The sequence below is a fragment of the Streptococcus sp. CL9.43 genome (assembly GCF_049737935.1).
Lineage (GTDB): Bacteria > Bacillota > Bacilli > Lactobacillales > Streptococcaceae > Streptococcus > Streptococcus infantis_I.
Genome location: NZ_JBKOTS010000003.1, coordinates 204,236 through 230,674 on the forward strand (window position 1 = coordinate 204,236; position 26,439 = coordinate 230,674).

Below are 26,439 nucleotides of genomic sequence, written 5' to 3' on the forward strand. Positions count from 1 at the left end.
CTGCCCGAAATTGGGTGGTACCGCGGATAAACACATTCGTCCCTGTCAGATTGATGACAGGGGCGATTTTTTTGTAGAAAGCGAGGGAGGAAGATGACAAGAGCAGAGTTGCCAGAACGAATAGAGACGGACCGACTTGTCTTACGAGTCCGTACCGTGCCGGATGCTGAGGATATCTTTGACTATGCTAGTCGTCTAGAAGTCTCTTACCCAGCAGGTTTTCCACCTGTCAAGACCTTGGAAGATGAGATTTATTACCTAGAACATATCCTTCCCGAGCGCAATCAAAAAGACAATCTCCCAGCAGGCTATGGAATCGTGGTCAAAGGGACCGATAAAATCATAGGCTCAGTCGATTTTCCCCGTCGCTACGAAGACGATGTACTGGAGATTGGCTATACCTTGCACCCCGATTATTGGGGACGAGGCTATGTTCCTGAAGCGGCCCGTGCCTTGATTGATTTAGCTTTTAAAGAATTGAATCTACACAAGATAGAATTGTCTTGCTTTGGTTACAACCTTCAAAGTCAACGAGTCGCTGAGAAGCTTGGTTTCACTCTCGAAGCTCGTATCCGAGACCGCAAAGATACCCAAGGAAATCGTTGTGATAGTCTCATATATGGATTGCTGAAGAGTGAGTGGGAGGTAATTTGATGCATCTTTTCATCATTGGGGCTCCGGCTTCTGGGAAAATGACGATTGGTCAAGAGTTATCTCGACTGACAGATGCTACCCTCTTTTATAACCATCAAGCCATCGATTTTGCACTAGAAATCTATCAGGACTTTACAGAGGAAATGTGGGAATTTGTTCGTGGAATCACCTTTTCTTTCCTTGGAGCAAGTGCAAGAAATCAGCGATCAGTAATTTTAACTGACGTAATTGATTTTTCAAATCAGTACCAGCTGATGTATTTAAAGCAAATTCAGGATTTATTGGATAACTTTCATCAAGAGATTCTGTTTGTTGAATTGGAAACAAGTCTTGAAGAGCGTTTACGTCGAAATCGAACGGAGAACCGGTTGAAGCACAAGCCCTTGAAACGGCATATTGAGATATCTGAAAGAGAAATTTTAGAGACCGCTGAAACACTTCAATTAAATTCCCAACATCAACCGAATGAGTTGCACCACTACCTTAAAATAAATAATACGAATCTGTCTGCAGAAGAAGCTGCTAAGCAGATTCAAGATAAAATGAATACAATAGAGAAAGGACACACACATGTCTAAAGAACTTTCACCTAAATACAATCCAGCCGAGGTTGAGGCTGGTCGTTATCAAAAATGGCTTGATGCGGATGTTTTCAAGCCTTCAGGCGATCAAAAGGCTAAGCCTTATTCAATCGTGATTCCACCACCAAACGTGACAGGTAAACTTCACCTTGGTCACGCTTGGGATACAACTTTGCAAGATATCATCATCCGTCAAAAACGCATGCAAGGTTTTGATACGCTTTGGCTTCCAGGGATGGACCACGCTGGTATTGCCACTCAAGCTAAGGTTGAGGAGCGCTTGCGTGGTGAGGGCATTACGCGTTATGACCTCGGTCGTGAAAAATTCCTCGATAAGGTTTGGGAATGGAAAGACGAATATGCCACTACCATCAAGGAACAATGGGGCAAAATGGGGCTCTCTGTAGACTACTCTCGCGAGCGTTTCACGCTTGATGAAGGTTTGTCAAAAGCCGTTCGCAAGGTCTTTGTGGACCTTTACAAGAAAGGTTGGATCTACCGTGGTGAGTTTATCATCAACTGGGACCCAGCAGCTCGTACAGCTCTTTCCGATATCGAGGTTATCCACAAGGATGTCGAAGGTGCCTTCTACCACATGAACTACATGCTAGAAGATGGCTCACGCGCCCTTGAGGTTGCGACAACTCGTCCTGAGACAATGTTTGGGGACGTTGCGGTTGCAGTCAATCCAGAAGACCCACGCTACAAGGACTTGATCGGTAAAAACGTCGTCCTTCCAATCGCTAATAAACTCATCCCAATCGTTGGAGATGAGCACGCGGATCCTGAGTTTGGTACTGGTGTCGTGAAAATAACACCTGCCCACGATCCAAACGACTTCTTGGTTGGTCAACGCCATAACTTGCCACAAGTTAACGTCATGAACGACGACGGAACTATGAACGACTTGGCCTTCGAATTTGCAGGTATGGACCGATTTGAAGCTCGTAAGGCAGTTGTTGCCAAGTTGGAAGAAATCGGTGCCCTCGTCAAAATCGAAAAACGTGTCCACAGCGTTGGTCACTCAGAGCGTACAGGTGTTGTAGTTGAGCCACGCTTGTCTACGCAATGGTTCGTCAAGATGGATCAATTAGCTAAAAATGCTATTGCAAACCAAGACACAGAGGACAAGGTAGAATTCTACCCACCTCGTTTCAACGATACTTTCCTTCAATGGATGGAAAATGTCCACGACTGGGTTATCTCTCGTCAGCTTTGGTGGGGTCACCAAATCCCTGCCTGGTACAATGCTGAGGGTGAAATGTACGTCGGCGAAGAAGCACCAGAAGGTGACGGATGGAAACAAGACGAAGATGTCTTGGATACTTGGTTCAGTTCTGCCCTCTGGCCATTCTCAACTATGGGCTGGCCGGATGTCGACTCTGAAGACTTCAAACGTTACTTCCCGACTTCAACCTTGGTAACAGGTTACGATATCATCTTCTTCTGGGTATCTCGTATGATCTTCCAATCTTTGGAATTCACTGGTCGTCAGCCATTCCAAAACGTTCTTATCCACGGTCTTATCCGTGACGAGCAAGGACGCAAGATGTCTAAATCACTCGGTAACGGGATTGACCCGATGGATGTTATCGAGAAATACGGTGCTGATGCCCTTCGTTGGTTCCTTTCAAACGGTTCTGCGCCAGGTCAAGACGTCCGCTTCTCTTACGAGAAAATGGATGCTTCATGGAACTTCATTAACAAGATCTGGAACATCTCTCGCTACATCCTCATGAACAATGAAGGCTTGACCCTTGAGCAAGCAACTGCCAATGTGGAAAAAGTTGTCAACAAGGAAGCTGGAAATGTCACTGACCGCTGGATTCTCCACAACCTCAATGAAACCATAGGAAAAGTCACTGAAAACTTTGACAAGTTTGAGTTTGGTGTCGCTGGTCATATCCTCTACAACTTCATCTGGGATGAGTTTGCGGACTGGTACGTTGAGTTGACCAAGGAAGTCCTTTATAGCGACAACGAAGAAGAGAAAATCATCACACGTTCTGTTCTCCTTTATACTTTAGACAAGATCCTTCGTCTCCTTCACCCAATCATGCCATTCGTGACCGAGGAAATCTTTGGGCAAATCTCAGAAGGCTCTATCGTCACAGCAGCATACCCAACTGTCAACCCAGCCTTTGAAGACCTCGCTGCCCACACTGGTGTGGAAAGTCTCAAGGACTTGATCCGTGCTGTTCGTAATGCGCGTGCGGAAGTAAACGTTGCTCCAAGCAAGCCGATCACCATCCTTGTTAAGACAAGCGATAGCGACTTGGAAGCCTTCTTTAACAGCAATGTCAACTACATCAAACGTTTCACAAATCCAGAGCACTTGGAAATCGCATCAAACATCCCTGCACCTGAACTCGCTATGTCAAGTGTTATCACAGGAGCAGAAATCTACTTGCCGCTGGCAGACCTCCTCAATGTCGAAGAAGAGTTGGCTCGTCTCGACAAGGAACTGGCTAAATGGCAAAAAGAACTGGATATGGTCGGTAAGAAGCTCTCTAACGAACGCTTCGTAGCCAATGCCAAACCAGAAGTCGTCCAAAAAGAACGCGACAAACAAGCCGACTACCAAGCCAAATACGATGCGACCGTAGCACGTATTGATGAGATGAAGAAGTTGGTGAAATAAACAAAAAAATCTCTTAGATTCATTTCTAAGAGATTTTTTCTTTCTCTCCCCTCACAACCAACCTTCTTCTTCGGCAGTTTTAGCTGCTTCGGTTCGGTTGCTTGCGCCTAGTTTGGAGAGGATATTGGTCATGTAATTACGGACGGTTCCGTTTGAGAGGTAGAGCTTGTCCGCAATTTCTTGGTTGGACAGCCCCTGTGCTACTCCATGCAAAACAGCGACTTCTTGCTCGGTCAAGGGATTGGGATGGGTCATCATGACTTCCATGAGCTCTGGAGAATATTCCTTGCGTCCCTCTAACACCGTATGCAGGGTTTGCATGAGCTCGGCGATGCTCCGCTCTTTCAAGACATAGGCGTCGACTCCTGCTTTGACCGCTCGTTCAAAATAGCCTGGGCGTTTAAAGGTCGTAACGATAACCACCTTGGTTTCAGGCACTTCTTGTTTGATCCACTCGAGCGCTTCTAGTCCCGTCTTTACTGGCATTTCGACGTCAAGGATGGCAATATCTACTGCTTCTTTCCCTAAAACCTCAATAGCTTCAGATCCATTTTTCGCCTGCAAGACAGCCTCCACATCTGGTTGAAAACTCAAGAGCTGGCACATGGCATCTCTAAGCATACTTTGATCTTCTGCGACTAATACTTTCATCTACTTTCTCTCCTTATAAGGCAGATGCACGCGCACCTCTGTGGGATCTTTCAAACTGACCAGCTCTACTTGACCTGAGAATGCTGCTGCACGGTCACGGACTGTATGGAGTTCATTCCCTTTTACAGTTGCAAATCCTTTCCCGTCATCTCTAACTGTCAGGAGCAATTCCTGATCTGTACGTTCCAGTTTTAGATAGGCTTTTTCAGCGCTAGCATGCTTGATGATATTGGTCGCCAGTTCTAACAAAATCATAGCAGCTGTCGACTCTACATCTTGGGTCAAACTAGCCTTGTCCAACTGATTGTCAACCTGAACTTCAATCCCAGCAATCTCTAGCATCTTTTTGACAGTCTCAAGCTCTGAAGCTAGGGTCCGTGATTTCAGATTTTCCACAATGGTTCGCACTTCATTCATGGAATCCTTGCTGATCTGGTGAATTTCTTTTAATTCCTTCTCCACCTGTGGATAAGCCTGCATCTGAAATAACTGCAAGGCTAAATCTGTCTTGACACTTAGCATAGCAAAGGTATGTCCCAAGCTATCATGCAAATCCTGACCGATACGACTACGTTCATTTTCAGCAAGCAATAGATTTATCTGGGCATTTTGCTTGGCCTGAGCTTCTTTCAAATCCTCCACAATACGAATCCGAACCAAGCCAAAAGTCATTAAATCGATAAAAGTGAGAATTCCAAGTAGATAGACTAGAAACTCAACTTCAACTTCCTGAAAAATCAAAAGTTGCCCCACAACAAGGACTTGAGCAAGGAGAAAAGTTCGGACATGTAAAGAATTAAAACTACGTACGCCGAAATGATAAATTAAGAGATTGGCAAGGAAAAAGAAGAACCAGATATAATTTACACCAACAAAGGCAGTATAGCCAGCTACATAGGCTAGCATGATAACCCAACAGAGCCAGGATAAACGCTGACTCTTGGTGGTTAAAACACCTAAGTAAGCCAAGACAAATAGAATATCAATCAACAAATGCCAGCTAGGAAGCTCCCCAGTCACTACAGGAACGATGGGAAAAACCATAAAAATCAAACTGGCCCAATACATATAATCTATGCTTTTCAGTCTTACAAGCATTAAGCATTCTCCTTATGACCTTGAAGGTAAATGGTCAAACCAAACAAAACTGTTGAAAAAACAAGTAGATAAACTGTGGCTGATAAATTGATGCCACCCTCGTTTAAGAAGGTCTTGAGCAACTCCATCAACTGGTAGGTTGGCAGGCACTTACCGATTGCTTGCATCCAGTCTGGAAATAAAGTGATAGGCATCCAGAGTCCGCCTAAAACAGCCAAGCCTAGATAGAGAAGATTCCCCACGACTGACATCAGCTGACTAGAAGGCAAGAGTGTCAGGGTCAAGCCAAGTGCTACAAAGGCAACACTTCCTACTATCAGCAAGAGCGCAGCCCCAATCCAGCTTCCTAAAGGCATATCCACACCTCTGGCCAAGTGCCCAACTGAGAAAACAACCAGGATTGAAACCAGATAATCAACCATCATACTTGTTATCTTTGATAGATAATATTCTACCATATTTACTGGAGTATGGCGTAATGTTTTCTGCCAGTTGTTGATCTTGTCGGTATGTAAGACAGCTGGAAATGAAAACATAGCTGTCGACATCATGGAAAAGGCTGTCATGGAGATGAGGTAATCACGCATAAAATTATCTGGTCCACCAGGTGTGTCCTGGTACATACCTGAAAAGAATAAATAGAAGGCTGTCGGCATCCCTACGGATAACAGATAATAGACTAATTGTCGTTTGGTCAATAGAAATTCTATCTTATTTAGTGCGATCCATCGTTTCATCTTAGTCATCTCCTTTTTGTGTTTCTTCAAAGATTGTATCCAACAAGCTACGATTATTGACTTCAATTTCTTGAATCCTACATCCTGCTTGCACTAACAGTTCCCAGAAAGCATCTGCTTCGCGTGTGACTACTTGTAGAGCATCTTGTTTTTGTGACCAGTTTTCAACCAAGTTTGACTGTTCAACGACTTCCTTATAAGCCAGAGGTAGGATAAAGTGCTTTTCAATCTCCTCACTGCGCATGGCTAGAGGTGTTGTATCGCGAATCAACTCTCCCTTATTCAAGACCAAGATTCGGTCCGCTGTATGTTCTACCTCTTCGATATAATGGGACGAATAGAGAATGGTAACTCCCTGCGCTTTTAGATCCTGGACAATTTCCCAAAAACGTTGACGGGTTGAAGTATCCATGGCAGCAGTTGGTTCATCTAAAAAGACAAGCTTTGGTCGCCCAATCAAGGTCAAGACAAAAGAGAAGAGACGCTTTTGCCCACCTGACAATTTTTCTGCCAATTGTTCTTTTTGTTGCTTGTCAAACTGCAATAGTTGATCGATTTCTTGGTTGCTCAAGGGATTTGGGTAAATGCTTTGAAAGAAAGCAATCAACTCTTTAACCTTTAGTTTTTGAACAATGACATTTTCTTGAGGGAGATAGGATCTAGTGTAGTCTAACTTGGAACTCGTCACTGGCAACCCTTGAATGGATACTTGACCGCTTGTAACCAGTTTATCTCCAAGCAAACAGTCCAGCAGTGTGGTCTTCCCAGCACCATTGGGACCAATCAAAGCGACGCATTCACCTTCAGCTACCTCAAAGGAAATATCCTTCAAAATAGCCTTTCCCTTGATGTTTTTATTTAGGCTTTCTACCTTAATCATGTTCATGATATTCTCCTTTCAGCCACTCCTTTCCCATCGGAAAGGCGATAAAAATCATAAATCCTAATCCCCAGGCACCACGAATAGCTTGGTGAAGGAAGGCTTGATCAAACCAACCTGTAAACATTTCGACCAACCATACCACTAGTGATAGTCCAATAAAAAGATAGAGAATCGCTTTTTTCATTTTTCAAACTCCTTTTTCACATCTGAGACCAATTTCAAACCTTCTCGAATCAACCAAGACATGATTCCAAAGCTTGCAAATAACTCCCAAGGAAAATGATAAAAGCCTTCATCCAATCCTGAAAACATGAGATAAGTCATGACTCCTGCTGCTACTAAACTCATTGCGACAATTACTTTATGTTTCATTTTGTTCTTCCTCCATTTGATATATCTAGTATAATTCTTTGAAGCATGTGCCACTAGAAGCTTCTGTCATAAGGAGATATGACAAATGTCACAAAAAAAGAAAGTTGATTTCTCAACTTTCTTTTTCTATTTATTTCATTCTTTATTCCACACTGAAAAGATATGGATAAACCGGTTGTTGACCTTGGTGAATTTCTACTTCGACATCTTCGAATTCTTCTGCGATTTCTTGAGCAATTTCATTTGCCAATTCTTCGCTTCCGTCTTCGCCAACATAGAAAGTTACGATTTCACTGTCTTCATCCAACATGTGTTTCAAGGTTTCAGTCAAGGTTTGGTGCATATCAGGATTTGATACGAGAATCTTACCATCCACCATACCAAGATTGTCATTTTCATGAATTTCTAGACCATCAATAGTCGTGTCACGAACGGCTGTTGTTACACTACCGCTGACAACATCGCCAAGGGCTGCAGTCATGCGTTCTTGGTTTTCTTCGATAGACTTGCTTGGGTCAAATGCTAGAAGGCTAGTCAATCCTTGAGGAATTGTACGCGCTTCTACTACAACAGCTGGTTGTTCCAATACTTCAGCTGCAGATTGAGCTGCCATGAAGATGTTTTTGTTGTTTGGCAAGAAGATGATGTTACGAGCATTAACTTTCTCAACAGCCTTGACAAAGTCTTCTGTCGAAGGGTTCATGGTTTGTCCACCCTCGATGACATAGTCCACACCTTGAGCACGGAAGATGTCTGCCAATCCTTGTCCAGCTACTACTGCGATAAGGGCATATTCTTTTTCTTCAGCTGGCTTGCTGACTTGAGCTTCTTTTTCCACTTGAGCTTCGTGTTGGTTACGCATGTTATCGACTTTAACCTTGACCAAGCTACCATATTTGAGACCTTCTTGCATAACAAGTCCTGGATCTTCTGTATGGACGTGAACTTTAACGATTTCGTCATCATTAACAACAAGTAGAGAATCCCCAAGTTCGTTCAAGTAGTTACGGAATTCTTCGTAGTCAAACTCTTTAGCATAAGTTGGACCTTGTTTAAGAGCAACCATGATTTCAGTACAGTAACCAAAGGTAATGTCTTCTGTTGCCACATGTCCAGCTACAGATTTGTGGTGTTCTGCATTGATCATCTCACCCATATTGGCTGGAGTCGCTACAAAGTCTTCAGACGCACTGTATTCACCAGTAAGAGCTGAAAGGAATCCTTCGTAGATGAAGACCAAACCTTGACCACCTGAGTCCACAACTCCAACTTCCTTCAATACTGGAAGCATTTCTGGAGTTTTAGCAAGGGCTGCTTTAGCTCCTTCCAAGGCTGCACGCATAACCTCAACTGCGTCATCTGTCTGCTCTGCTTTTTTCTTAGCACCGATGGCAGCACCACGTGATACTGTCAAGATTGTCCCTTCAACAGGCTTCATAACAGCCTTGTAGGCAACCTCAACACCTGATTGGAAGGCAAGAGCTAGGTCTTTTCCTGTTAGCTCTTCTTTTGTCTTGATGGCTTGTGAAAATCCGCGGAAAAGCTGAGAAGTGATAACTCCTGAGTTCCCACGCGCACCCATCAAAAGACCTTTAGCCAAGATACTTGCAGCCTCACCAACAGTTGAAGCTGGTTTGTCTGCTACTTCTTTAGCACCATTTTCGATCGTCATTCCCATGTTTGTTCCTGTATCTCCGTCTGGAACTGGGAAGACGTTCAATGAATTGACATATTCGGCTTGCTTGTTCAAACGAGTTGAAGCAGCCTGTACCATTTCTTGAAATAAGCTTGTAGTAATATTTGACACGATTATTCTCCTACAACTTTGATATTTTGAATGTAGACATTCACAGTTTGAGCAGTGATCCCAAGTTGGTTCTCTAGGCTAAAGCGAACTCGTTCTTGGATGTTTTTTGAAACTTCACTGATTTTTGTACCGTAGCTCAATACAGTATATACATCAACTGCAATACTACCGTCTTCAGCTGCTTTAACGACTACACCTTTTGAATAATTTTCCTTACCAAGAAGGGCTTGGAAATTATCTTTGAGGGCATTTTTACTAGCCATACCGACTACACCAAAAATTTCAGTTGCTGCACCACCTACGACAGTAGCGATTACATCATCTGTCAGTTCGACTTGACCATCTTTTGTATTAATTTTTACAGTCATTTTTTTTACCTCAAATAGTTGATACTCTATTTTATCATATTTCAGCCCAACTGTAAAAGCAGAATGATGTATCATCGGATATTTGCTTGATTTTTCAAATGATTTCAGCTTTCGAGCAAAACAAAAAAGACCCTGTAGGTCTTTTCATGTTTATTAAACGCGTTCTACTTTTCCTGATTTCAAAGCACGAGCTGAAGCCCAAACTTTTTTAGGTTTACCATCGATAAGAACAGTAACTTTTTGAAGGTTTGGTTTTACGGCACGTTTAGTTTGGTTCATCGCGTGTGAACGGTTGTTTCCTGATACAGTCTTACGACCTGTAAAGTAACATACTTTAGCCATTGTGTTTTCCTCCTATTAGATCTAATATAGCGGATGTGCTAGCACCACATACCGTACTATGTTATCACACTTTCTTATTTTTGGCAAGGGAATTGGAAGACTTTTTTTATTTGACGTAGACAACTTCTAATTTACCAAAAGCTACCTCTCCACGGATAATCAAGGTTTTGCTGGTTGGGGCTACAGGAGCATCTGCCTTAGCTACTCCACAAGAAGTCTCCACCTTCAGGTCCACTCTCCAGTGTTGGGGCACATAGATAACTGCATTCCCTAAACTGACTTCTACCTTCAAGGTTGCACTATCGCCTAACATCTCTGCATTGTCATAATAAATCTTGGCATTTCCACAGCTAACTTCAAACTGGTCTTCTACCAAGTCTTGGTCCTGTTTGTAAAAAGTTCCACTACCAAAGGAAACTTCCTTTTCTGTTAGAATGGTCTTTTCAGCGTCATACCACCATTTTTTCTCGTTCCATGTTTTGTTCGAATTAGTCAACATGCCAACTCCGAGAACGATTAGCACTCCCGCCCAGAACAATGATTGATTGGGAATCGGTAAAATGTCATAAAAATGATTCGCAATCATGAGGGCCACTAGGGCTGTAAAAGAGGCTGAAGTGAAATGACGACGAAGGATTGCCTCAACTGATTGATAGGCAAAAAATCCAATACCAATCAAGGGCCAAATCTGCCCTCCAAATGAAGGAATTCCAAAATTCCCCTGTAATAATACTAAAGCTGCCAATACTAGCAACACAATACCAAATGCTTTCTTTTTCATATTCTTACCTCATGTTTCTTAGATTTTCTTTTAGGAGGGATTGGTAGTGCCGTGACACGTGAACCTCCTTGTGGGTTTGATAAAAGGAAATAGTGCCTGTCCCTGAGAAGGACTTGTCAACCGAGTAAACTTGCCGGATATTGGCAATGGTCGACTTGGATACCCGACTGAAATAACGTGGCAGGATAGACTCCAACTCATAAAGCTTGAGCCGAACCTCGTAGGCCTCTTTCTGGGTATGGGCGTAAATCTTGCTACCTTCCGTCTCAAAGAAGAGGATTTCTGCCAAGTCTAAGTAGTACTCACCCGTCCCCTTGTAAAAGATCAACCTAGGAGCCTTGGTTTCTTGCAAGAGTCGTTGCAAGTCAGCTATCTCATCTGTCAGGGCTGCAGCCTTGATGACAATCTCTGTCTCAGTTAATTCACTATCAATCTCGATTCGTAACTTCATCCTATCTCCTTTCTGCATCTACTATACCAAAGGCCAGAAGACTTTACAAGGGCAAAAAAGCAAGTGGTCACTTTTAACCCGTAAGTGGTTACGAGGCCAAGCCCACTTGCTTTGCTTCTTACAAAATAAAGAAAAGAATTCCCAAGAGGAGACCACAGGCGTAGCCAACTAAAACATCCTTGGGATAATGAACGCCTCCTAAGACCCGCACAAGACCGAGAAGAACTGATAAGACCAACAAAACCAACCCCACAGGCAGATTTGCATGCAAGCAAGCCATGGAAATGATGGTTGCCGAAAAGACGTGGCGACTAGGCATTGAATTCCCAGAGCTGTCCTTATCTAGTAGTGGGACAATTTCCCAAGTTTCATAGGGACGCGGTTGATTGATCCACTTACGTACAAGCGTCAATAGGAGAAATCCTAAAGCTGGAACTAAAATATAAGCGTAAAGGTCTTGTCCCAAGCCCTTGCTTATAAGGACTGTTCCCAATAAGCTCAAGTAGGCCAAGGGCATCAGAACTGTCATCATGCGATTAAAGACTCGCATCAATTGCAATAATTGTGGGTGTCGAAGAAGACTTGATTTCCTCTTATCGTACCACTCTTGATAGTTTTTCATCTGTTTTCTCGTTGTTTCTAGATTTTACACAAGAAGCCTGACAGAACAAGTCTGCAAGCATCTCCTATTCTAGTATAGTGCAGAAAAAGAAGGCCGTCAAGCCTTCTGAGATTTATTCTTCTGCTTCGTCTTCTGTAAATTGACTATTGTAGAGGTCTGCATAGAAACCACCCTGAGCCATAAGCTCTTCATGATTGCCTTGCTCAATGATGTTTCCTTCTTTCATGACCAGAATCAAGTCAGCATTGCGGATCGTTGACAATGACTCCACCACTACTGCCCAAATCCAGTATTCTGACATGCCAAGGATTTTCCCAATGGCCCAAATAGCCATGATAGGACCACGAGTGACCACTTGGAGTCCCATGGTAAAGAGCATTTGAATCTGCGTGATATCATTAGTCGTCCGAGTCAATAGACTGGAGATTGAAAAACGTTTAAAGACCAACATCGGTTTATCCATTCTTTCTCCCTTCTAAGTAAAAATAGTTCTCATAAGAACATTTAAGTTTCAATGAGAACTATCTAAGCAGTAATTGACATCAGCTCTTATTTTATCTATAATAAACACTATCTCACACCTATAAGAATACACCCTGATTAGAAATGAGAAACTTACAAATGAAACATAAAGAAGAGAAAATTTTAGGAATCTTTGCCATCATCTTTGGAACCCTGGCCCTTCTTGGTTCCTGGCTACCAATCATTAGCATTCTAGCCTTTTTCTTTGCCATTATTGCTATCGCCCTAGGCATTTTTGGTATTGGCCTTAATCTCAAAAATCGTAAAATATTGGCTATTATCGGAACAAGCCTAGGTATTCTATCCATTTTTCTTGTCTTAATGACGCAAGTATTACCTTCTGGTGTCTTTACTGACTTGGCTAAAAACTTTCGACACCCATATAGAAGTCTGACCTCTTTAACAGAGGATGAGGAATTTGGAAAATTACCAGATTATAAACCAGACGAGAATCATGATGAAGAGGATATCGAAGATACCGGTACCTTCTCTTGGACCCAGGAGCAGTTCGATGCTTTGATAGAGGGAGACACTGCAAACAGAGGAAAAGGCGGCTCCAACTACAAAGATATCATCAGCAAGCATGGATTACCAGATTCTGAAATTGAGTCAACCTCAGGTGATTACGACATTAAGAAAATCACCTATCTATCCCTCGGTTCAAACACCAAGACAGTCGTACTCACTTTCGCAAAGCAGGAAAACGGCCAGTTTCTTCTCATCCGAAAATTTGCCCTAGGCTTGGATAGAAAAGAGAAAACTGATGATGGAGTGAAAGTTTAACATAACAAAAAAGCGAACAGCTATTAAGGCTGTTCGCTTTTCTATTAGAATCCATCTACATTGGTATAGATTTTTTGGACATCTTCGTCATCTTCAAGAACGCCATAAAGTTTTTCAAAGGTTTCAAGGTCATCCCCTGACAACTCAACTTCTGATTGAGGAATCATCTCAAGTTCTGTTACTTGGAATTCTTCGATACCATATTCACGCAAAGCCACAATGGCTTTGTGAAGGTCAGTTGGAGCTGTGTAAACAGTGATTGTTCCTTCTTCTGCTTCTACATCGTCTACATCGACATCTGCTTCAAGCAAGAGTTCAAAGATAGCATCAGCGTCATCACCAGCAAATACGATGACACCCTTGTTGTCAAAGAGGTAAGATACTGAACCTGAAGCTCCCATGTTTCCGCCGTTTTTACCAAAGGCAGCACGGACATTAGCAGCTGTACGGTTAACGTTTGAAGTCAAGGTATCCACGATGAGCATTGAACCATTTGGCCCAAAGCCTTCGTAACGTCCTTCTGTAAAGGTTTCGTCTGTATTTCCTTTAGCCTTATCCAAAGCCTTATCAATAACGTGTTTTGGCACTTGCGCTTGTTTAGCACGGTCGATAACGAATTTCAAAGCTGAGTTTGATTCTGGATCTGGATCACCTTTTTTAGCTGCTACATAGATTTCTACACCAAATTTTGCATATACTTTAGAGTTAGCTCCATCTTTAGCCGTCTTCTTGGCTACGATATTGGCCCATTTACGTCCCATTAGGAATCTCCTTTTTTCACATTTTAATCTTTCTTATTATAACACAAGTCTAGTCGATTTTCACTAGAGGAAATGGATTTTTCTTTTATAAATGAAGCTAGGATTGTCCGCCGACAGCCAAGATTTTCTTGCCTTCTTTTATCCAAGGGTGCTGAGAGAGTGAGATATAAAGCTGTGCAGTCATAACAAGCCAAAGTAGCGGTTCACATAGAATCACACCTGTATAACCTGCCCAAGGAATAATCCAAGCGACGAAAACAATTTTCCCGATAAATTCGATAAAACTAGATATGAGGGGTAAGAGTTTTTGACCGAGTCCCTGCAAACTATTTCTATAAATCAACAAAAGACTCAAAAACGGATAGAAAACAGAACTAATACGTAGGTACAAGGTCCCATTTTCAATCAAGTAACCATCTGTTGAACTCGCTAAGAAAGAAACTAGGCTAGGACTTGCAAAAAATAGGAACACACAAGCAAAGGTTGCCCAAGCCATACTCAAATAGCTCCCTAAACGAAGACCTTGGACGATACGATCTGGACGTTTTGCCCCAAAGTTTTGAGAGATAAAAGTCGTCATAGAAGCCGAAATTGCCGTCATTGGCAATAGAGCAAAAGCCATAATTCTACGTGCTGCCGTTTGGGCACTGATAATAACTGCTCCAAAGCCATTAACAGAGGATTGCAAGATGACACTTCCGACAGAGACGATTGAACCCATCAGCCCCATGGCTAGCCCCTGCTCCAAGAGATCAACATAGAGAGCCTTGTTCCATTTGAAATGCTTAAGTTCTGGAAGAAGCTCTGGAACACTCTTGCGGATATAGAAATAACAGAGAATAGCGGACAAACCTTGCGAGATGATAGTTGCAAGACCTGCAGACTGAACCCCCAATTGCAGTTGTGTAATAAAATACAAATCTAAAATGACGTTAACAATGGCTGAAAAGATAAGAAAGGCAAGCGCCGCAAGGCTATCACCAATCGAGCGTAGTAATCCTGCAAAGAGATTATAGGCAAAGCTAACTCCCACGCAACTAACAATCATTGAGATGTATTCATAAGATTGGGGAAGTATTTCTGCAGGTGTTTCGAGATATTGTAAGAGCGGATAAAGGCCGAAGAAACCCATCAGCATGACAAGACCACTCAGGATTGCACCTAAAATCCAAGTCGCTGCAACAGCCTCTTTAATCTTTGTGAAATTACGAGCACCATAAAGTCGAGCAATAACAACTCCCATCCCATTTCCGACTCCGAGAGCAAAGCCAATAATCAAATCAAAAATAGCTGTCGTAGCTCCGACTGCCGCCAAGGAATTTTGTCCCAAAAAACGCCCAACAATCAAAATATCAGCTGTATTGTATAGTTGCTGAAAGATATTGGACAGTAAAATCGGTAATGCAAAACTAATCAGTGAAGGAAGAATGGGACCATGAATCAAGTCCACCGTTGATTTTTTATTCATAGGGCTATTATATCAGCTTTCAAGTTGAGGAACAAGGGAGTTTCCTCGAGAAAGCGTTGCCTATATGTAAACAATCTGGTATAATCGTGACAGAAAAGGAGGGTATGTATGAGCTTAACAAGTCAGTTAATTACAGATGTATTCCCAGACCTTGAGAAAGTGGAACAATTAAACAAGGAGGCCTTCCCTGAAGAAGAACGCGTCTCTTTGGAGGAATTTTTAAGTTACCAGGATAGAGATGACGCCCACTTTTTCGCCTTTTATAACGAAGAAGAATTTGTCGGCTTTGCTTTTGCCATTTCTAATCAAAAAGCTTTCTACATTAGCTTCTTTGCCATTATGACCCATCTCCGTAGCCATGGATACGGGAGAGAAATCATTGAAAAACTCATTGATTTTTACCAGCGTACCATGATTCTTGAAGTGGAGCGCTTAGACGAAGACTGTGACAATCTCGCACAAAGAAAATCCCGCATGGACTTTTACTTACAAAATGGCTTTAAAACTGCCAACGCCTTCTTGGAATACGAGGGAATGAGTTTCGAAATTCTCTATCGTGGCGACCACTTTGATGAAGAGGCCTATCGGAACATCTTTCAAAAATTGCAAGAAGAGAACTACTTCGACTTTCGTATCGAATACCGACGCTTTAGTGACCACTAGTCATGATGAAACAAAAAGTAGCAGTTTTACTGCTACTTTTCTTTTTATTCTTCAATTTCGATTTCAAGAGCGTCGCCCAAATCAAGTGTTACTTCTTGGTTAGAATCTGCATCAGCTGCTGCACTTGCTTTAGAGCCTTCTTCCTCTTCAATTAAACCATATTGAACACGAACTTGGTGGTCGATTTCATCAAAGATTTCTGGGTGATCTGCCAAGTATTTCTTCGCATTTTCAGAACCTTGTCCGATTTTTTCACCCTTGTATGAGTACCAAGCACCTGCTTTTTGGATAATATCCAAATCACTAGCAATCTTCAAGAGTTCACCAGTTCTAGAAATCCCTTCACCATACATGATTTCAACAAGAGCTTCTTTGAACGGTGGAGCCACCTTGTTTTTCACAACTTTAATCTTAGTTTCTTTACCAACGTTCGTATCTTTTTGGTCACCAGTTCCCTTGATTTGTGTACTTCCACGCACATCCAAACGGACTGAAGCATAGAATTTAAGGGCGCGTCCACCAGGAGTTGTTTCTGGATTTCCAAACATAACCCCTACTTTTTCACGCAACTGGTTGATGAAGATAGCAATTGTCTTTGTCTTGTTGATAGAAGCACCGAGTTTACGCATAGCTTGGCTCATCATACGAGCTTGAAGACCAACGTGGCTATCTCCGATATCACCATCGATTTCCGCACGAGGAACAAGGGCTGCAACTGAGTCAATAACCACAAGGTCGACCGCACCTGAATCAATCAATTTTCCTGCAATTTCAAGACCTTGCTCACCTGAGTCTGGTTGTGACAAGAGCAATTCGTCAATGTTAACCCCAAGAGCTGCTGCATAGGCTGGGTCAAGAGCGTGTTCCGCATCGATAAAGGCTGCAATTCCACCTTCTTTTTGTGCTTGCGCTACAGCGTGAAGGGCAACTGTTGTCTTACCTGATGATTCTGGACCGTAGATTTCGATGATACGCCCCTTTGGATAACCACCTGAACCGAGTGCAATATCAAGTGCCAAAGAGCCTGAACTCATCACTTGCACTTTTTGCTCTGCACGCTCACCCAAGCGCATGATTGAACCCTTACCGAAGTCTTTTTCAATCAATTTAAGCGCATCATTCAAAGCTTTTTCACGATCAGCTCCAAATTTTTTCCCAATTTCATCTAATTTTTTTGTTGGTTTTTTCGCCATTTTGTTCTCCTATATTTTAATGATTCTAAGAACCTTGTTCTATTATATCAAAAGTTAGTCACTTAATAAAGCTTTGCGAACTAAGTTAAAAGCATGCATGACTGCAATTTTACGAACATCTGCTCGGCTTCTTCCAGCTATATTGACCTGAACAACTTCTGTTCCGGATGCTTGAGACAAACCGATAAAAACTGTACCTGCAGGATGCCCTTCTAGACTATCCGGACCAGCCACTCCTGTCAAGCTAACTCCAATGTCCGACTGGGTTTTAAGCCGTGCCTGATCTGCCATTTTTCTCGCCGTAAAGGCTGAAACAACTCCATGTTTTTCCAACTCTACTTGTGGAATATCTAACATCTTAGCCTTTTCTTCTAGACTATAAGTGACAAAACCACCTTTAAAGATAGCTGACACTCCCGAAAAGTCTGCCAAAGTTGCTTGAAAAAGCCCTGCTGTCAAACTTTCCGCAGCCGTTATGGTTTTATGCTGCTTTTTCAAGTCTTCAACAACTACACTAGCTAGACTCGCTTCCTCACCATAACCATAGCAAATATCCTTTAAAGCAACACCTTCAAAAGTCTGGCGTGCAAGAATTTGAACCTCAAGACGATCCAAAGATTTTCTTGCTTCTTCTTGACTAGTAGCCTTGGTAGACAAACGTAGAGTCACTTCTCCTGTTTTTGCATAAGGGGCCAAGGTTGGATCTGTCTGCTCTTCAATCAAATCCGATAGAATCGTTACTAGCTGGCTCTCGCCAATGCCAAAGAAACGAAGCACACGTGAGTACAACTTAGCTCCAGTTGTCAATCTCGGGAGCAATTCATTTAAAACCATGGGTTTCAGTTCACTTGGCGGCCCTGGTAGGACGACATAGGTCACGCCAGCTACCTCAATCATGCCTCCGACTGCTAGTCCTGTTTCATTAGGTAGCGGGATCGAACCCTCAACGATTTGAGCTTGGCGTTCATTATTTGGAGTTCGGGCATAGTCCGGCCGATGAGCAAAAAACTCATCTAGCTTAGCCTGTGCTTGAGCATCAAAAGTTAAATCACGCCCTAGAAAATGGGCCAAGGTTTGTTTGGTCAAATCATCCTCTGTCGGTCCCAATCCTCCTGTTAGGATAACCAGATTGCTACGATTCTTAGCAATCTCCAACAAGGATAAGAGACGAACCTCATTATCACCTACAGCCGTTTGGAAGTAGACATCAACACCGATTTCAGCCAACTTTTCAGATAAAAACTGAGCATTGGTATTGACAATTTGACCTGTTAGAATCTCTGTTCCAACAGCTATGATTTCCGCTTTCATTTTTTCCTCCTACCTATCTATTCGGATTTCTTTGAAAAAATCGCAGGAAAATTCCTACGATTTTAGTATTCATTTCTTATTGTTCTGGTTGTATTTGTTGCTCTTGATTTACAACGGAACCAGCCGTTTGTGGTAAACGCCCATAAATATTTTCATACAAGACTACATTTGTCTCCAATTCGGTCACTTCTGGTTTGTCCAATGAACGACGTAAAAGATTTTGCATCTCTAACATATGCTCAGATGTCACGATTTGGTAAGATACTCCGTCAATCATTGCATCCTCTCCACGCAATTGCTGAGACTCAATATTCTTAAAGGAATCTTGGTAGCCCATCAACTGAGGAATCGTTGTTGTCGTAATCTCGATATTTGTCTGCATGTTATCGCTAAGAGCCTTCAAAATTTCTTGGTAGTGGCTGACACTATTCAAACTAAGAATTTTTTCAACAATCTTTTGAATAACTTCGCGCTGACGTTTCTGACGACCGTAGTCTCCCTCTGGATCCTGATAGCGCATGCGTGAATATACTAGCGCCTCGTCACCATTTAGGGTTTGTTCCCCAACACCGATAGAAATCGTGTTAAATGGTTCCTGGTCTTGGATAGAGATTGGGAAACCTAGAGTGTTGTTTACTGTGATACCTCCGACAGCATCAACCATTCTTTGAAGACCGTGCATATTGACCATCACATAGCGGTCGATGTGGATATTCATCATTTTTTGAATGGTCGAAATGGCAAGCTCTGCCCCACCATCAGCATAGGCAGCGTTGAGTTTAGCTTCTCTAACACTACCATCTGATTGTTGGATTTGTGTCAGAATATCACGTTCCAAACTCATCATAACGACTTTCTTGGTTTTAGGATTCACTGTTACCAAGATCATTGAATCACTATTTCCTGCCCATGGGTCTGTACGTTCAACATTCCCCGTATCTACCCCCATAAGAAGGATTGTCAATGGTTCAGTTGCCTCGATAACCTTGGTTTCTTCTCCGATTTGTTTATAAGTTTTGGCTAAAGTCTGTGTACTTTGTTGGTAGATAGTATAGGCATAAGCTCCCACACCAAGCACTGTCACAAGAACAAATCCTAAAAACATTCCGATTATTTTTTTTGCCATACATTTATTCGTCTATCAGTCGACCCATCAGGTAAACATCAAGAAACTCTCCTCCTTCTATACAAGCGCCGCGTTCCTGCTGGCCTTCAATGATGAAGCCCAGCTTTTTATATAGATGAACAGCTGCCAGATTTCGTTTTTGAACTGTCAATTGTAAACGTCGAATACTTCCGCTCGATTGGGCCCACTCAATAGCTTCTTCCATCAAGATACTACCGAGACCATTTCCCCAATAGGCTTTTTTAATACCCAAAAAGATATCCCCAATATGCCGAACTCGCGGACGTTGATCAGCCGTTATATTGATCACTCCTGCCAATTCTTCATTCAAATAAGCTAGTAAAGTAATCTGATTATCCGACTGGGCCTGCTTGTTAATAAAACGCTGCATTTCAGATTCACTCATTGCAATTCCATTTTCATCCAGACTGGTAAAACTAGATTCATGACCAATCTGATCCAAAAGTGCAATAAGTTCTGTAGCATCTTGGGCTTCTGCTTCACGAATTAATAAATCATACTCCATCTGTCAACCTCTGCAAGAGTTCTGCTGCTCGTTGACCGTGGGCATGAAAGACAATTTCGCGCCCCTCACCGTCTTTAAGAATTTCTAATTCCAGATAGTCAGCTGGAAGAGCCTCACCTAATAGGTGTCCCCACTCAATAACCGTCACACCTGAACCAAAAAGAAATTCATCAAGGTCGATTGAATCTGCATCTCCTTCGATGCGGTAAACATCCAAGTGATATAAGGGTAGGCGTCCTTCATATTCTCGAACAATGGTATAAGTAGGACTTTTGATCATTTGATGAATCCCTAGTCCTTTAGCTAGACCTTTTGTTAATGTGGTTTTTCCAGCACCTAATTCACCAGTTAAAATCAATACATCATTTTTTTCAAGTAGACTACCCAACTCTTGTCCAAGAGCGATTAGTTCATCTTCATTTTTTGTGTGCATGTTATTATTATACCAAAAAGTTTTCTTTTGCGATATTTCTAGTAATAAAAAAAGAGGAGTTTCCTCCTTCTTTTTTAAAGTTTTTATCCTTAGTTTAGAGCCATGCTAATGTAGTTCAAGATGAACAGAGCGTCTAAAATCCAAATCATGACATGCACTTCCTTAACTTGACCTTTAACAATCTTCGCTAAAGTGTAAGTTAGGAAACCAACGGCAATTCCTTGTGTAATGGAGTAACTGAATCCCATAAAGATAGATGTGAAGAAGGCTGGAACAGCTTCTGACATATCATCCCAAGGAATGTTTTTCAAGTTAGAGAGCATCATAATTCCGACGATAATCAAAATTGGTGCTGTCGCAGCTGAAGGCACAATGGCAAGAAGTGGGCTAAAGAAGCTTGACAGAGCAAAACAGATAGCAACAACTAAAGCTGTCAAACCTGTACGTCCACCAGCACCGATCCCTGCTGCTGACTCAATATAAGTTGTAACGTTTGAAGTACCTGCAATGGCACCAACTGATGTCGCCACCAAGTCAGAATATAGAGCCTTATCCAATTTAGCTGATTCATTGTTTTCACCACTTGATGCGATGATCCCAACTTTTTCACCTGTACCGATAAGAGTACCAATTGTATCAAAAATATCAGTCAATGAGAAGGCAAGAATGGCCATCAAGGTTTCCGGTAAACGTGAAGTATTTGAAATCAGAGAACCCAAACCTTCTGAACCAAGGGCTGCACCAAATAAAGTTCCTAGGTCATTAACTGCTGCTGAAAGATTGTTGCTAGCAAAATCGATTCCTGACAAATTAACAAGACCAACCGCAATCGCAAGGACTGTCGTTGTCAAAATAGAAAGAATGATTCCACCTTTAATACCTTTGACAACAAAGAAGATTGTAATGGCAAGACCTGCAATAGCTACCAATACTGCTGGAGTATTGAAATCTACCAATCCTGGAACAGCTGCTGCATTTGCAGTAATCGCTGCTTGAGCCTTATCTGCTCCTTCACCTGCTACAGTATAAGTCCCTGGGTCAATTGAGAATTTCAAGAGACCAGCATTCTTAATACCAACATAGGCAAGGAAAACACCAATACCAGCTGAAATTGCTGAACGAAGAGTTGCAGGAATAGACTCAATGATCATTTTACGAACATTGGTTAATGTGATAATCAGTGAAATAATCCCACAGATGAAGACCATACCAAGAGCTTCTTTCCAAGTATAGCCCATTCCGAATACAACCGTAAATGTAAAGAAAGCATTAAGTCCCATACCTGGAGCTTGTGCGTATGGCAAGTTAGCATAGAAAGCCATCATCAAAGTTCCTACTACAGAACCGATGATTGTTGCCAAGAATACACCCTGAACAGGCATTCCTGTTTGCGAAAGCATTTGAGGGTTTACAAAGAGAATATAACTCATTGCAAAGAAAGTTGTTAAACCAGCAAGCACCTCTGTACGGACGTCTGTCCCGTGCTCTTTTAGTTTAAATAATTTGTCCATTTTTAATCTCCTTTGTCATTTTACGAACAATATGACTATTATATCATCAATCATTCACATTTTCAAGCTGTTTTTCCTATTTTTAAAAATTCTTAAAGGATATAATTCTTCTTATTTTTGCTTATAGTCAGCTTTTCTTTCAGCTTTTTGATATAATAGGAAACATCTTATCTGAAACTAAATTCGGGAGGATTTTATGACTAAAAAAATGATTGCCGTTGATTTAGACGGAACTCTACTCAATTCTGAAAGCAAACTTTCTGACTTTACTATTGAAACAATTAAAAAAATCTCTAAAAAAGGCCACCAAGTCGTTATTGCAACCGGTCGCCCATATCGTATGGCCAAAGATTTTTATGACCAACTTGAACTTGAAACCCCTATGATCAATTTCAACGGTTCACTTACTCATCTGCCAGGTAAGACTTGGAAACATGAAAAGTGTCTGACTGTGGACAAAAAATACCTCTTGGATATCGTAAAACGAAAAGAAGAGATTGAGGCAGACTTTATCGCTGGTGAATATCGTAAAAAGTTCTACATTACGGCACCAAACAAAGAAATTGCTGATCCTAAATTGTTTGGCATTGAGAACTTTCGCCCAGAAAATCAATTCAAGTCTGACTTAGTGACCAAGGGGCCTAACTGTATTTTATTGCAAACTAGGGCAGACGATAAATATGCACTAGCAGAAGAGATGAACAGCTTTTACAAGCACCAACTTAATATTAACACTTGGGGTGGTCCTTTGAACATTCTCGAATGTACTCCCAAAGGAGTCCACAAGGCTTTTGCTCTCGAATATCTTCTTAATGTCATGAATATTGACAAACAGAATTTGATTGCCTTTGGTGACGAACACAATGACCAAGAAATGCTCTCTTTTGCAGGTAAAGGCTATGCTATGAAAAATGCAAATCCTGCTCTCTTACCTTTTGCAGACGAGCAATTACCATTGACCAATGAAGAAGATGGTGTCGCTCAATTTTTACAAGAGCAGTTCCTTTAATAAAAACTATCCCTCCATACTTTTTTGGTAGAAAATAGCTACCTTAATCGTATGGATTTTTTATTCCAAAAATTGATTAAAGAAAAAAAGGACCCGAATCCTTGTTAACGAGATTCAAATCCTTACAAAAGATGTCTATTTTTTAGAACGATACGATCAGAAATTTCGCGACCCATATCATCAATGATCATTTGATTGCCATCAGCTACATAAACCTTGATATCATCTCCAATAAAGACTCTCTGACTTTCTGGTTCGAAGGTGACCTTTTTAATTTCCTGATCGCCATCAGCTTCTACTTCTGTCCATGTTCCAGTATTACCAGTAACAACGAGAGTAATGCTATCTCCCTCATCTTGCCCTTTATAGGTCCCATCAATGTTGCTTACTGAGCTAGCCGTAGAACTAGAAAGGGTCGTTTCTGCTGACTGAGCAGTTGTTACTTCAGTACTAGTACTTGCTTGAGTTGAAGGAGTTGCTTGCTCTTTTGGCGAACATGCAACTAAGAGACTAAGACTTGCCAAAGAAGCAAGAGAAAGTGTGAATTTTTTTAGTGACATAATGTCTCCTTTCTTTTAGTGGCTTAAAATCAGAATAACCCTGCCGAGCTACCACACCGTTACTATAACAAATAAAGACAGGAGGGTCAATCAAATGAATCTAGGGCCATGAGATAAGCTCGAACCTCAGATATAAAATAGAGAGAACCTGTCACAAATAGCAAGTCTTGCTCCCCTGCAGAACTCTCAAAATTATCTATAAAACCTCGATATGAAGCAATGCTTGTATAATCTCCAAAGTCTTGCTCTTCCAAGGAACCCTGATAGTCAAAACTCGTAACATAGAGAGCTACATCAGGTAAATGCTCTGTTAAATAAGTAAGCATCCCACTATAATCTTTCCGCTTTAGGGCACCAAATAGGATGTGAGGCTGATACCCTTGCTGGATTTTTTCTTGGATAAACTCAACCAAACGCTCTAGAGCTGGTAAATTGTGAGCCCCATCTAGATAAATGTGCTCAGTGATAGCTTCTAGCCTTCCTGCCCATTTAGTAGCTTGCAAGGCAGCATGTACTGCTTCTTGATCTACTTTCTCGTCTCTTTGTGCCATAAATAGTAGAAAAGCCTGCAAGGCAAGACCTGCATTTTCCTCCTGATATGCTCCCTCCAGTCCCAATATTAGGTGGTTAAAGTCAGCTAGAGAAGAAGAAAAGTTCCCATTTCGGAAAGAAAAATCTTTATTAGCTTGGTAGAGACTTACACCCAAATCAGTGGCTGTCCTTTGACAAACGAGTTGGGCTTCCGGTGCTAAATTTGCAATCACAGCTGACTTCCCGGGCTTAAAAATTCCAGCTTTCTGCTCTGCAATTGCTACTAGACTATCGCCCAAGGTCTCCTGGTGATCGAGGCCAATTGATGTGATGATTGCAATTTCTCCTGTCAGGACATTAGTGGTATCAAGAAGTCCACCTATCCCAACTTCCAGTAGGACCAAATCTACTTTTTGCTCTTTAAAATAAAGCAAAGCAATCAAGGTCAGCAACTCAAAAAAAGATAGCTGATCGTGGGTTTCTAAAAGTCTTTGCTCCATTGCTTTGACTTGATCTGCTAAACGAATGAAATCTGTGTCCGATATAGGCTCACTATTAATACAGATACGGTCATGGATGCTGACAATGTGGGGCGAAGTAAAGGTGCCAACCGTTTTCCCATGGGCAACAAAAAGTTCCCTCATAAAAGCAATAGTTGACCCCTTGCCATTTGTCCCTGTCACATGGATAATTGGATAGGTTTGCTCAGGGTTCCCCAGCAAATCTACTGCTCTTTGCATCCGTCCCAATCCTGATCTAAAATTCAAGCCAATCCGACTATGAAGCCATTTTTCTACTTCAATCATGCTTATCTCCTTAACAAAAAAGCGAAGATTCTCTTCGCTTTTTACTCATTTTGCTAGATACTAGCTAAATTTTATTTTTAGCGTCAGGCTAAAAATGTTCACTGGATGTTCCAACTCTTTCTAGTTTCTAGGAGTTGGGCTAAAAACATCCCCCGGATGTTCCAACTCTTTCTAGTTTCTAGGAGTTGGGCTAAAAACATCCCCCGGATGTTTTTACTCCTCCATAAAGCTGTTGAAGACTTCTTCAATCATGTTCCATTCATCTTCTGAATCTTCAGGGATTGGTTGCAATTCACCTTCAGTTCCATCTTCATTTTCGATGAATGAGTATGCTTGGATTTCAACTTCACCGTTTTCATCTTCTTCTGCATTAACTGGTACAAGAAGAACATAGTTTTTACCAAATTCTTCTTTTCCATCAATAGTCAAAAGGATTTCAAATAAAGTTTCGTTTCCTTGCTCATCTACAAGTGTGATAAGTTCACGTTCTTCGTGATCGTGGTTGTGATCGTGTGACATAGTTTCTCCTCTGTCTTAAAATTTTCTATCTAAATAATTTTGCAAAATCAATTGAGCTGCTAATTTATCAATAACTTTTTTACGCTTATTGCGACTAATGTCTGCTTGCTCAATCAACATGCGCTCAGCAGCAACTGTGGTTAGGCGCTCATCTTGGTACTCCACTGGCAAACCAAAGAGTTCTTCCAGTTTTGCTCCATATGCTTGACTCGCTTCCACGCGCGGTCCGCTGGTATTATTCATATTTTTAGGCAAACCAACAACAAAGCGCTCTACCTTATAGGTGTCAACCAATTCCTTGAGTCGTTCAAAGCCAAACTCTCCCTGGTCTTCATTGATTTGGATGATTTCGAGCCCTTGTGCTGTAAAACCTAACGGATCGCTAATCGCTACTCCTACTGTTTTGGAACCAACGTCCAACCCCATAATTCTCATTGGTTATAGATCGACTCCTTGTCCCTTAAGGTAGTAGCGGACTAATTCTTCAACAATCTCATCGCGTTCGTATTTACGGATTTGATTTCTTGCGTTATTGTAACGAGGAACGTAAGCTGGGTCTCCACTGAGAACATAGCCCACAATTTGATTAATAGGGTTATACCCCTTCTCATCCAATGAAGCATAAACTTCTGTCAATGTTTCACTGATCTCTTTTTTATTGGAATCGTCCAATTTAAAACGTACGGTTTCTTCAGTAAATCCCATTCTAACACCCTCTTTCCTTAGAAT

General features: G+C 41.7%; 31 protein-coding genes and 1 pseudogene. 6 read left to right on the forward strand and 26 right to left on the reverse strand.

Annotated elements, in window-relative coordinates:
• Positions 1-93 precede the first annotated feature (93 nt).
• From ACLNCS_RS06320 to ACLNCS_RS06330, 3 genes are read left to right on the forward strand one after another with little or no spacing between them, the layout of a single operon-like run.
• Positions 94-654: a GNAT family N-acetyltransferase gene (locus tag ACLNCS_RS06320; RefSeq protein WP_424847830.1), complete on the forward strand. Its 561-nt coding sequence runs from the start codon at positions 94-96 to the stop codon at positions 652-654.
• The gene (locus ACLNCS_RS06325) at positions 654-1,232 is read left to right on the forward strand and encodes an AAA family ATPase (protein ID WP_424847832.1); all 579 of its coding nucleotides are present in this window, start codon (positions 654-656) and stop codon (positions 1,230-1,232) included. The genes ACLNCS_RS06320 and ACLNCS_RS06325 overlap by 1 nt, the downstream gene beginning before the upstream one ends.
• Positions 1,225-3,876, forward strand: coding sequence for a valine--tRNA ligase (locus ACLNCS_RS06330; RefSeq protein WP_424847834.1), 2,652 nt, complete (start codon positions 1,225-1,227; stop codon positions 3,874-3,876). The genes ACLNCS_RS06325 and ACLNCS_RS06330 overlap by 8 nt, the downstream gene beginning before the upstream one ends.
• A gap of 51 nt (positions 3,877-3,927) precedes the next feature.
• Here ACLNCS_RS06330 and ACLNCS_RS06335 read toward each other — a convergent pair whose 3' ends face one another.
• The 13 genes and pseudogenes from ACLNCS_RS06335 to ACLNCS_RS06395 all read right to left on the reverse strand — a co-directional run.
• On the reverse strand, positions 3,928-4,527 hold the full coding sequence (locus ACLNCS_RS06335) for a response regulator transcription factor (RefSeq protein WP_247913141.1): 600 nt from the start codon (positions 4,525-4,527) through the stop codon (positions 3,928-3,930).
• The gene (locus tag ACLNCS_RS06340) at positions 4,528-5,625 is read right to left on the reverse strand and encodes a sensor histidine kinase (protein WP_371500250.1); all 1,098 of its coding nucleotides are present in this window, start codon (positions 5,623-5,625) and stop codon (positions 4,528-4,530) included.
• Entirely contained in the window at positions 5,625-6,362 is a 738-nt protein-coding gene (locus ACLNCS_RS06345) for an ABC transporter permease (RefSeq protein ID WP_371500248.1), read from the reverse strand. Before ACLNCS_RS06345 ends, ACLNCS_RS06340 begins: the two co-directional genes overlap by 1 nt.
• Before the next feature lies 1 nt (position 6,363).
• A complete protein-coding gene (locus tag ACLNCS_RS06350; RefSeq protein ID WP_371500246.1) occupies positions 6,364-7,248 on the reverse strand; it encodes an ABC transporter ATP-binding protein in 885 nt (294 codons plus the stop codon).
• Positions 7,235-7,429, reverse strand: a complete 195-nt coding sequence (locus ACLNCS_RS06355) for a hypothetical protein (protein ID WP_006154913.1) — start codon at positions 7,427-7,429, stop codon at positions 7,235-7,237. The genes ACLNCS_RS06350 and ACLNCS_RS06355 overlap by 14 nt, the downstream gene beginning before the upstream one ends.
• Positions 7,426-7,617: a hypothetical protein gene (locus ACLNCS_RS06360; protein ID WP_006152799.1), complete on the reverse strand. Its 192-nt coding sequence runs from the start codon at positions 7,615-7,617 to the stop codon at positions 7,426-7,428. Before ACLNCS_RS06360 ends, ACLNCS_RS06355 begins: the two co-directional genes overlap by 4 nt.
• Before the next feature lie 142 nt (positions 7,618-7,759).
• On the reverse strand, positions 7,760-9,424 hold the full coding sequence (locus ACLNCS_RS06365) for a DAK2 domain-containing protein (RefSeq protein WP_225749942.1): 1,665 nt from the start codon (positions 9,422-9,424) through the stop codon (positions 7,760-7,762).
• 2 nt (positions 9,425-9,426) lie between these two features.
• A complete protein-coding gene (locus tag ACLNCS_RS06370; RefSeq protein ID WP_000216443.1) occupies positions 9,427-9,792 on the reverse strand; it encodes an Asp23/Gls24 family envelope stress response protein in 366 nt (121 codons plus the stop codon).
• Positions 9,793-9,945: 153 nt separating this feature from the next.
• Positions 9,946-10,134 carry a 50S ribosomal protein L28 gene (gene rpmB / locus ACLNCS_RS06375; protein WP_001140948.1) on the reverse strand — a complete coding sequence of 63 codons (189 nt, stop codon included), beginning with the start codon at positions 10,132-10,134 and terminating at the stop codon, positions 9,946-9,948.
• A gap of 106 nt (positions 10,135-10,240) precedes the next feature.
• A complete protein-coding gene (locus ACLNCS_RS06380) occupies positions 10,241-10,915 on the reverse strand; it encodes a LiaF transmembrane domain-containing protein (protein ID WP_036758119.1) in 675 nt (224 codons plus the stop codon).
• Between the two features lie 4 nt (positions 10,916-10,919).
• Entirely contained in the window at positions 10,920-11,366 is a 447-nt protein-coding gene (locus tag ACLNCS_RS06385; protein WP_004250544.1) for a LytTR family DNA-binding domain-containing protein, read from the reverse strand.
• A 118-nt stretch (positions 11,367-11,484) separates the two neighbouring features.
• Positions 11,485-11,988, reverse strand: a complete 504-nt coding sequence (locus ACLNCS_RS06390; RefSeq protein ID WP_414262595.1) for a phosphatase PAP2 family protein — start codon at positions 11,986-11,988, stop codon at positions 11,485-11,487.
• Positions 11,989-12,100: 112 nt separating this feature from the next.
• Positions 12,101-12,253: pseudogene (locus ACLNCS_RS06395) on the reverse strand (ABC transporter ATP-binding protein); the annotation flags it as partial.
• A gap of 356 nt (positions 12,254-12,609) precedes the next feature.
• Between ACLNCS_RS06395 and ACLNCS_RS06400 the strand changes: the two are divergent.
• Positions 12,610-13,293, forward strand: coding sequence for a hypothetical protein (locus ACLNCS_RS06400; RefSeq protein WP_371500240.1), 684 nt, complete (start codon positions 12,610-12,612; stop codon positions 13,291-13,293).
• 44 nt (positions 13,294-13,337) lie between these two features.
• Here ACLNCS_RS06400 and ACLNCS_RS06405 read toward each other — a convergent pair whose 3' ends face one another.
• Together ACLNCS_RS06405 and ACLNCS_RS06410 are read right to left on the reverse strand one after the other, a co-directional pair.
• On the reverse strand, positions 13,338-14,054 hold the full coding sequence (locus tag ACLNCS_RS06405) for a YebC/PmpR family DNA-binding transcriptional regulator (RefSeq protein ID WP_424847840.1): 717 nt from the start codon (positions 14,052-14,054) through the stop codon (positions 13,338-13,340).
• A 97-nt stretch (positions 14,055-14,151) separates the two neighbouring features.
• Entirely contained in the window at positions 14,152-15,522 is a 1,371-nt protein-coding gene (locus tag ACLNCS_RS06410) for an MATE family efflux transporter (protein WP_414314620.1), read from the reverse strand.
• A 108-nt stretch (positions 15,523-15,630) separates the two neighbouring features.
• Here ACLNCS_RS06410 and ACLNCS_RS06415 point away from each other — a divergent pair, with 108 nt between their 5' ends.
• Entirely contained in the window at positions 15,631-16,185 is a 555-nt protein-coding gene (locus tag ACLNCS_RS06415) for a GNAT family N-acetyltransferase (protein WP_424847843.1), read from the forward strand.
• A gap of 44 nt (positions 16,186-16,229) precedes the next feature.
• On the opposite strand, the gene recA is transcribed toward ACLNCS_RS06415, so the two are convergent.
• The 6 genes from recA to ACLNCS_RS06445 all read right to left on the reverse strand — a co-directional run bounded on the left by recA (position 16,230) and on the right by ACLNCS_RS06445 (position 22,285).
• Positions 16,230-17,378 carry a recombinase RecA gene (recA, locus tag ACLNCS_RS06420; RefSeq protein WP_006149228.1) on the reverse strand — a complete coding sequence of 383 codons (1,149 nt, stop codon included), beginning with the start codon at positions 17,376-17,378 and terminating at the stop codon, positions 16,230-16,232.
• Positions 17,379-17,432: 54 nt separating this feature from the next.
• A complete protein-coding gene (locus ACLNCS_RS06425; protein ID WP_254731382.1) occupies positions 17,433-18,689 on the reverse strand; it encodes a competence/damage-inducible protein A in 1,257 nt (418 codons plus the stop codon).
• Positions 18,690-18,765: 76 nt separating this feature from the next.
• Positions 18,766-19,815 carry a glycopolymer--peptidoglycan transferase LytR gene (gene lytR / locus ACLNCS_RS06430; protein WP_074324468.1) on the reverse strand — a complete coding sequence of 350 codons (1,050 nt, stop codon included), beginning with the start codon at positions 19,813-19,815 and terminating at the stop codon, positions 18,766-18,768.
• Between the two features lie 4 nt (positions 19,816-19,819).
• Positions 19,820-20,341: a GNAT family N-acetyltransferase gene (locus tag ACLNCS_RS06435; protein ID WP_223334107.1), complete on the reverse strand. Its 522-nt coding sequence runs from the start codon at positions 20,339-20,341 to the stop codon at positions 19,820-19,822.
• A complete protein-coding gene (gene tsaE, locus ACLNCS_RS06440; RefSeq protein WP_414312169.1) occupies positions 20,331-20,774 on the reverse strand; it encodes a tRNA (adenosine(37)-N6)-threonylcarbamoyltransferase complex ATPase subunit type 1 TsaE in 444 nt (147 codons plus the stop codon). The genes ACLNCS_RS06435 and tsaE overlap by 11 nt, the downstream gene beginning before the upstream one ends.
• 89 nt (positions 20,775-20,863) lie before the next feature.
• Positions 20,864-22,285, reverse strand: a complete 1,422-nt coding sequence (locus ACLNCS_RS06445; protein WP_004250510.1) for an NCS2 family permease — start codon at positions 22,283-22,285, stop codon at positions 20,864-20,866.
• Between the two features lie 196 nt (positions 22,286-22,481).
• Between ACLNCS_RS06445 and ACLNCS_RS06450 the strand changes: the two genes are divergently transcribed.
• Positions 22,482-23,294 carry a Cof-type HAD-IIB family hydrolase gene (locus ACLNCS_RS06450; protein ID WP_414256435.1) on the forward strand — a complete coding sequence of 271 codons (813 nt, stop codon included), beginning with the start codon at positions 22,482-22,484 and terminating at the stop codon, positions 23,292-23,294.
• A gap of 122 nt (positions 23,295-23,416) precedes the next feature.
• On the opposite strand, the gene ACLNCS_RS06455 is transcribed toward ACLNCS_RS06450, so the two are convergent.
• From ACLNCS_RS06455 to ACLNCS_RS06475, 5 genes are all read right to left on the reverse strand, one after another.
• Complete coding sequence (locus ACLNCS_RS06455) at positions 23,417-23,854, reverse strand: SP_0198 family lipoprotein (RefSeq protein WP_414256437.1); 438 nt, start codon at positions 23,852-23,854, stop codon at positions 23,417-23,419.
• Between the two features lie 86 nt (positions 23,855-23,940).
• A complete protein-coding gene (locus ACLNCS_RS06460; protein WP_424847848.1) occupies positions 23,941-25,191 on the reverse strand; it encodes a bifunctional folylpolyglutamate synthase/dihydrofolate synthase in 1,251 nt (416 codons plus the stop codon).
• A gap of 213 nt (positions 25,192-25,404) precedes the next feature.
• Positions 25,405-25,710 carry a DUF1292 domain-containing protein gene (locus ACLNCS_RS06465; protein ID WP_000017624.1) on the reverse strand — a complete coding sequence of 102 codons (306 nt, stop codon included), beginning with the start codon at positions 25,708-25,710 and terminating at the stop codon, positions 25,405-25,407.
• A gap of 15 nt (positions 25,711-25,725) precedes the next feature.
• Positions 25,726-26,145 carry a Holliday junction resolvase RuvX gene (gene ruvX, locus ACLNCS_RS06470; protein ID WP_006152930.1) on the reverse strand — a complete coding sequence of 140 codons (420 nt, stop codon included), beginning with the start codon at positions 26,143-26,145 and terminating at the stop codon, positions 25,726-25,728.
• A 3-nt stretch (positions 26,146-26,148) separates the two neighbouring features.
• A complete protein-coding gene (locus tag ACLNCS_RS06475) occupies positions 26,149-26,415 on the reverse strand; it encodes an IreB family regulatory phosphoprotein (protein WP_424847851.1) in 267 nt (88 codons plus the stop codon).
• Positions 26,416-26,439 lie beyond the last annotated feature (24 nt).

Excerpts from the sequence above, each read along its gene's own strand:
- ACLNCS_RS06450 (WP_414256435.1), top strand. The coding sequence starts at position 22,482 with ATGACTAAAAAAATGATTGCCGTTGATTTAGACGGAACTCTACTCAAT.
- ACLNCS_RS06325 (WP_424847832.1), top strand. The coding sequence starts at position 654 with ATGCATCTTTTCATCATTGGGGCTCCGGCTTCTGGGAAAATGACGATT.
- ACLNCS_RS06370 (WP_000216443.1), bottom strand. The coding sequence starts at position 9,792 with ATGACTGTAAAAATTAATACAAAAGATGGTCAAGTCGAACTGACAGAT.
- ACLNCS_RS06380 (WP_036758119.1), bottom strand. The coding sequence starts at position 10,915 with ATGAAAAAGAAAGCATTTGGTATTGTGTTGCTAGTATTGGCAGCTTTA.
- ACLNCS_RS06455 (WP_414256437.1), bottom strand. The coding sequence starts at position 23,854 with ATGTCACTAAAAAAATTCACACTTTCTCTTGCTTCTTTGGCAAGTCTT.
- ACLNCS_RS06435 (WP_223334107.1), bottom strand. The coding sequence starts at position 20,341 with ATGGAGTATGATTTATTAATTCGTGAAGCAGAAGCCCAAGATGCTACA.
- ACLNCS_RS06425 (WP_254731382.1), bottom strand. The coding sequence starts at position 18,689 with ATGAAAGCGGAAATCATAGCTGTTGGAACAGAGATTCTAACAGGTCAA.
- ACLNCS_RS06460 (WP_424847848.1), bottom strand. The coding sequence starts at position 25,191 with ATGATTGAAGTAGAAAAATGGCTTCATAGTCGGATTGGCTTGAATTTT.
- tsaE (WP_414312169.1), bottom strand. The coding sequence starts at position 20,774 with ATGCACACAAAAAATGAAGATGAACTAATCGCTCTTGGACAAGAGTTG.
- ACLNCS_RS06350 (WP_371500246.1), bottom strand. The coding sequence starts at position 7,248 with ATGAACATGATTAAGGTAGAAAGCCTAAATAAAAACATCAAGGGAAAG.
- ACLNCS_RS06475 (WP_424847851.1), bottom strand. The coding sequence starts at position 26,415 with ATGGGATTTACTGAAGAAACCGTACGTTTTAAATTGGACGATTCCAAT.
- ACLNCS_RS06330 (WP_424847834.1), top strand. The coding sequence starts at position 1,225 with ATGTCTAAAGAACTTTCACCTAAATACAATCCAGCCGAGGTTGAGGCT.
- ACLNCS_RS06335 (WP_247913141.1), bottom strand. The coding sequence starts at position 4,527 with ATGAAAGTATTAGTCGCAGAAGATCAAAGTATGCTTAGAGATGCCATG.
- ACLNCS_RS06415 (WP_424847843.1), top strand. The coding sequence starts at position 15,631 with ATGAGCTTAACAAGTCAGTTAATTACAGATGTATTCCCAGACCTTGAG.
- ACLNCS_RS06340 (WP_371500250.1), bottom strand. The coding sequence starts at position 5,625 with ATGCTTGTAAGACTGAAAAGCATAGATTATATGTATTGGGCCAGTTTG.
- ACLNCS_RS06405 (WP_424847840.1), bottom strand. The coding sequence starts at position 14,054 with ATGGGACGTAAATGGGCCAATATCGTAGCCAAGAAGACGGCTAAAGAT.
- ACLNCS_RS06385 (WP_004250544.1), bottom strand. The coding sequence starts at position 11,366 with ATGAAGTTACGAATCGAGATTGATAGTGAATTAACTGAGACAGAGATT.
- ruvX (WP_006152930.1), bottom strand. The coding sequence starts at position 26,145 with ATGAGAATTATGGGGTTGGACGTTGGTTCCAAAACAGTAGGAGTAGCG.
- lytR (WP_074324468.1), bottom strand. The coding sequence starts at position 19,815 with ATGGCAAAAAAAATAATCGGAATGTTTTTAGGATTTGTTCTTGTGACA.
- ACLNCS_RS06400 (WP_371500240.1), top strand. The coding sequence starts at position 12,610 with ATGAAACATAAAGAAGAGAAAATTTTAGGAATCTTTGCCATCATCTTT.
- ACLNCS_RS06360 (WP_006152799.1), bottom strand. The coding sequence starts at position 7,617 with ATGAAACATAAAGTAATTGTCGCAATGAGTTTAGTAGCAGCAGGAGTC.
- ACLNCS_RS06445 (WP_004250510.1), bottom strand. The coding sequence starts at position 22,285 with ATGGACAAATTATTTAAACTAAAAGAGCACGGGACAGACGTCCGTACA.
- rpmB (WP_001140948.1), bottom strand. The coding sequence starts at position 10,134 with ATGGCTAAAGTATGTTACTTTACAGGTCGTAAGACTGTATCAGGAAAC.
- ACLNCS_RS06390 (WP_414262595.1), bottom strand. The coding sequence starts at position 11,988 with ATGAAAAACTATCAAGAGTGGTACGATAAGAGGAAATCAAGTCTTCTT.
- ACLNCS_RS06465 (WP_000017624.1), bottom strand. The coding sequence starts at position 25,710 with ATGTCACACGATCACAACCACGATCACGAAGAACGTGAACTTATCACA.
- recA (WP_006149228.1), bottom strand. The coding sequence starts at position 17,378 with ATGGCGAAAAAACCAACAAAAAAATTAGATGAAATTGGGAAAAAATTT.
- ACLNCS_RS06320 (WP_424847830.1), top strand. The coding sequence starts at position 94 with ATGACAAGAGCAGAGTTGCCAGAACGAATAGAGACGGACCGACTTGTC.
- ACLNCS_RS06345 (WP_371500248.1), bottom strand. The coding sequence starts at position 6,362 with ATGAAACGATGGATCGCACTAAATAAGATAGAATTTCTATTGACCAAA.
- ACLNCS_RS06355 (WP_006154913.1), bottom strand. The coding sequence starts at position 7,429 with ATGAAAAAAGCGATTCTCTATCTTTTTATTGGACTATCACTAGTGGTA.
- ACLNCS_RS06410 (WP_414314620.1), bottom strand. The coding sequence starts at position 15,522 with ATGAATAAAAAATCAACGGTGGACTTGATTCATGGTCCCATTCTTCCT.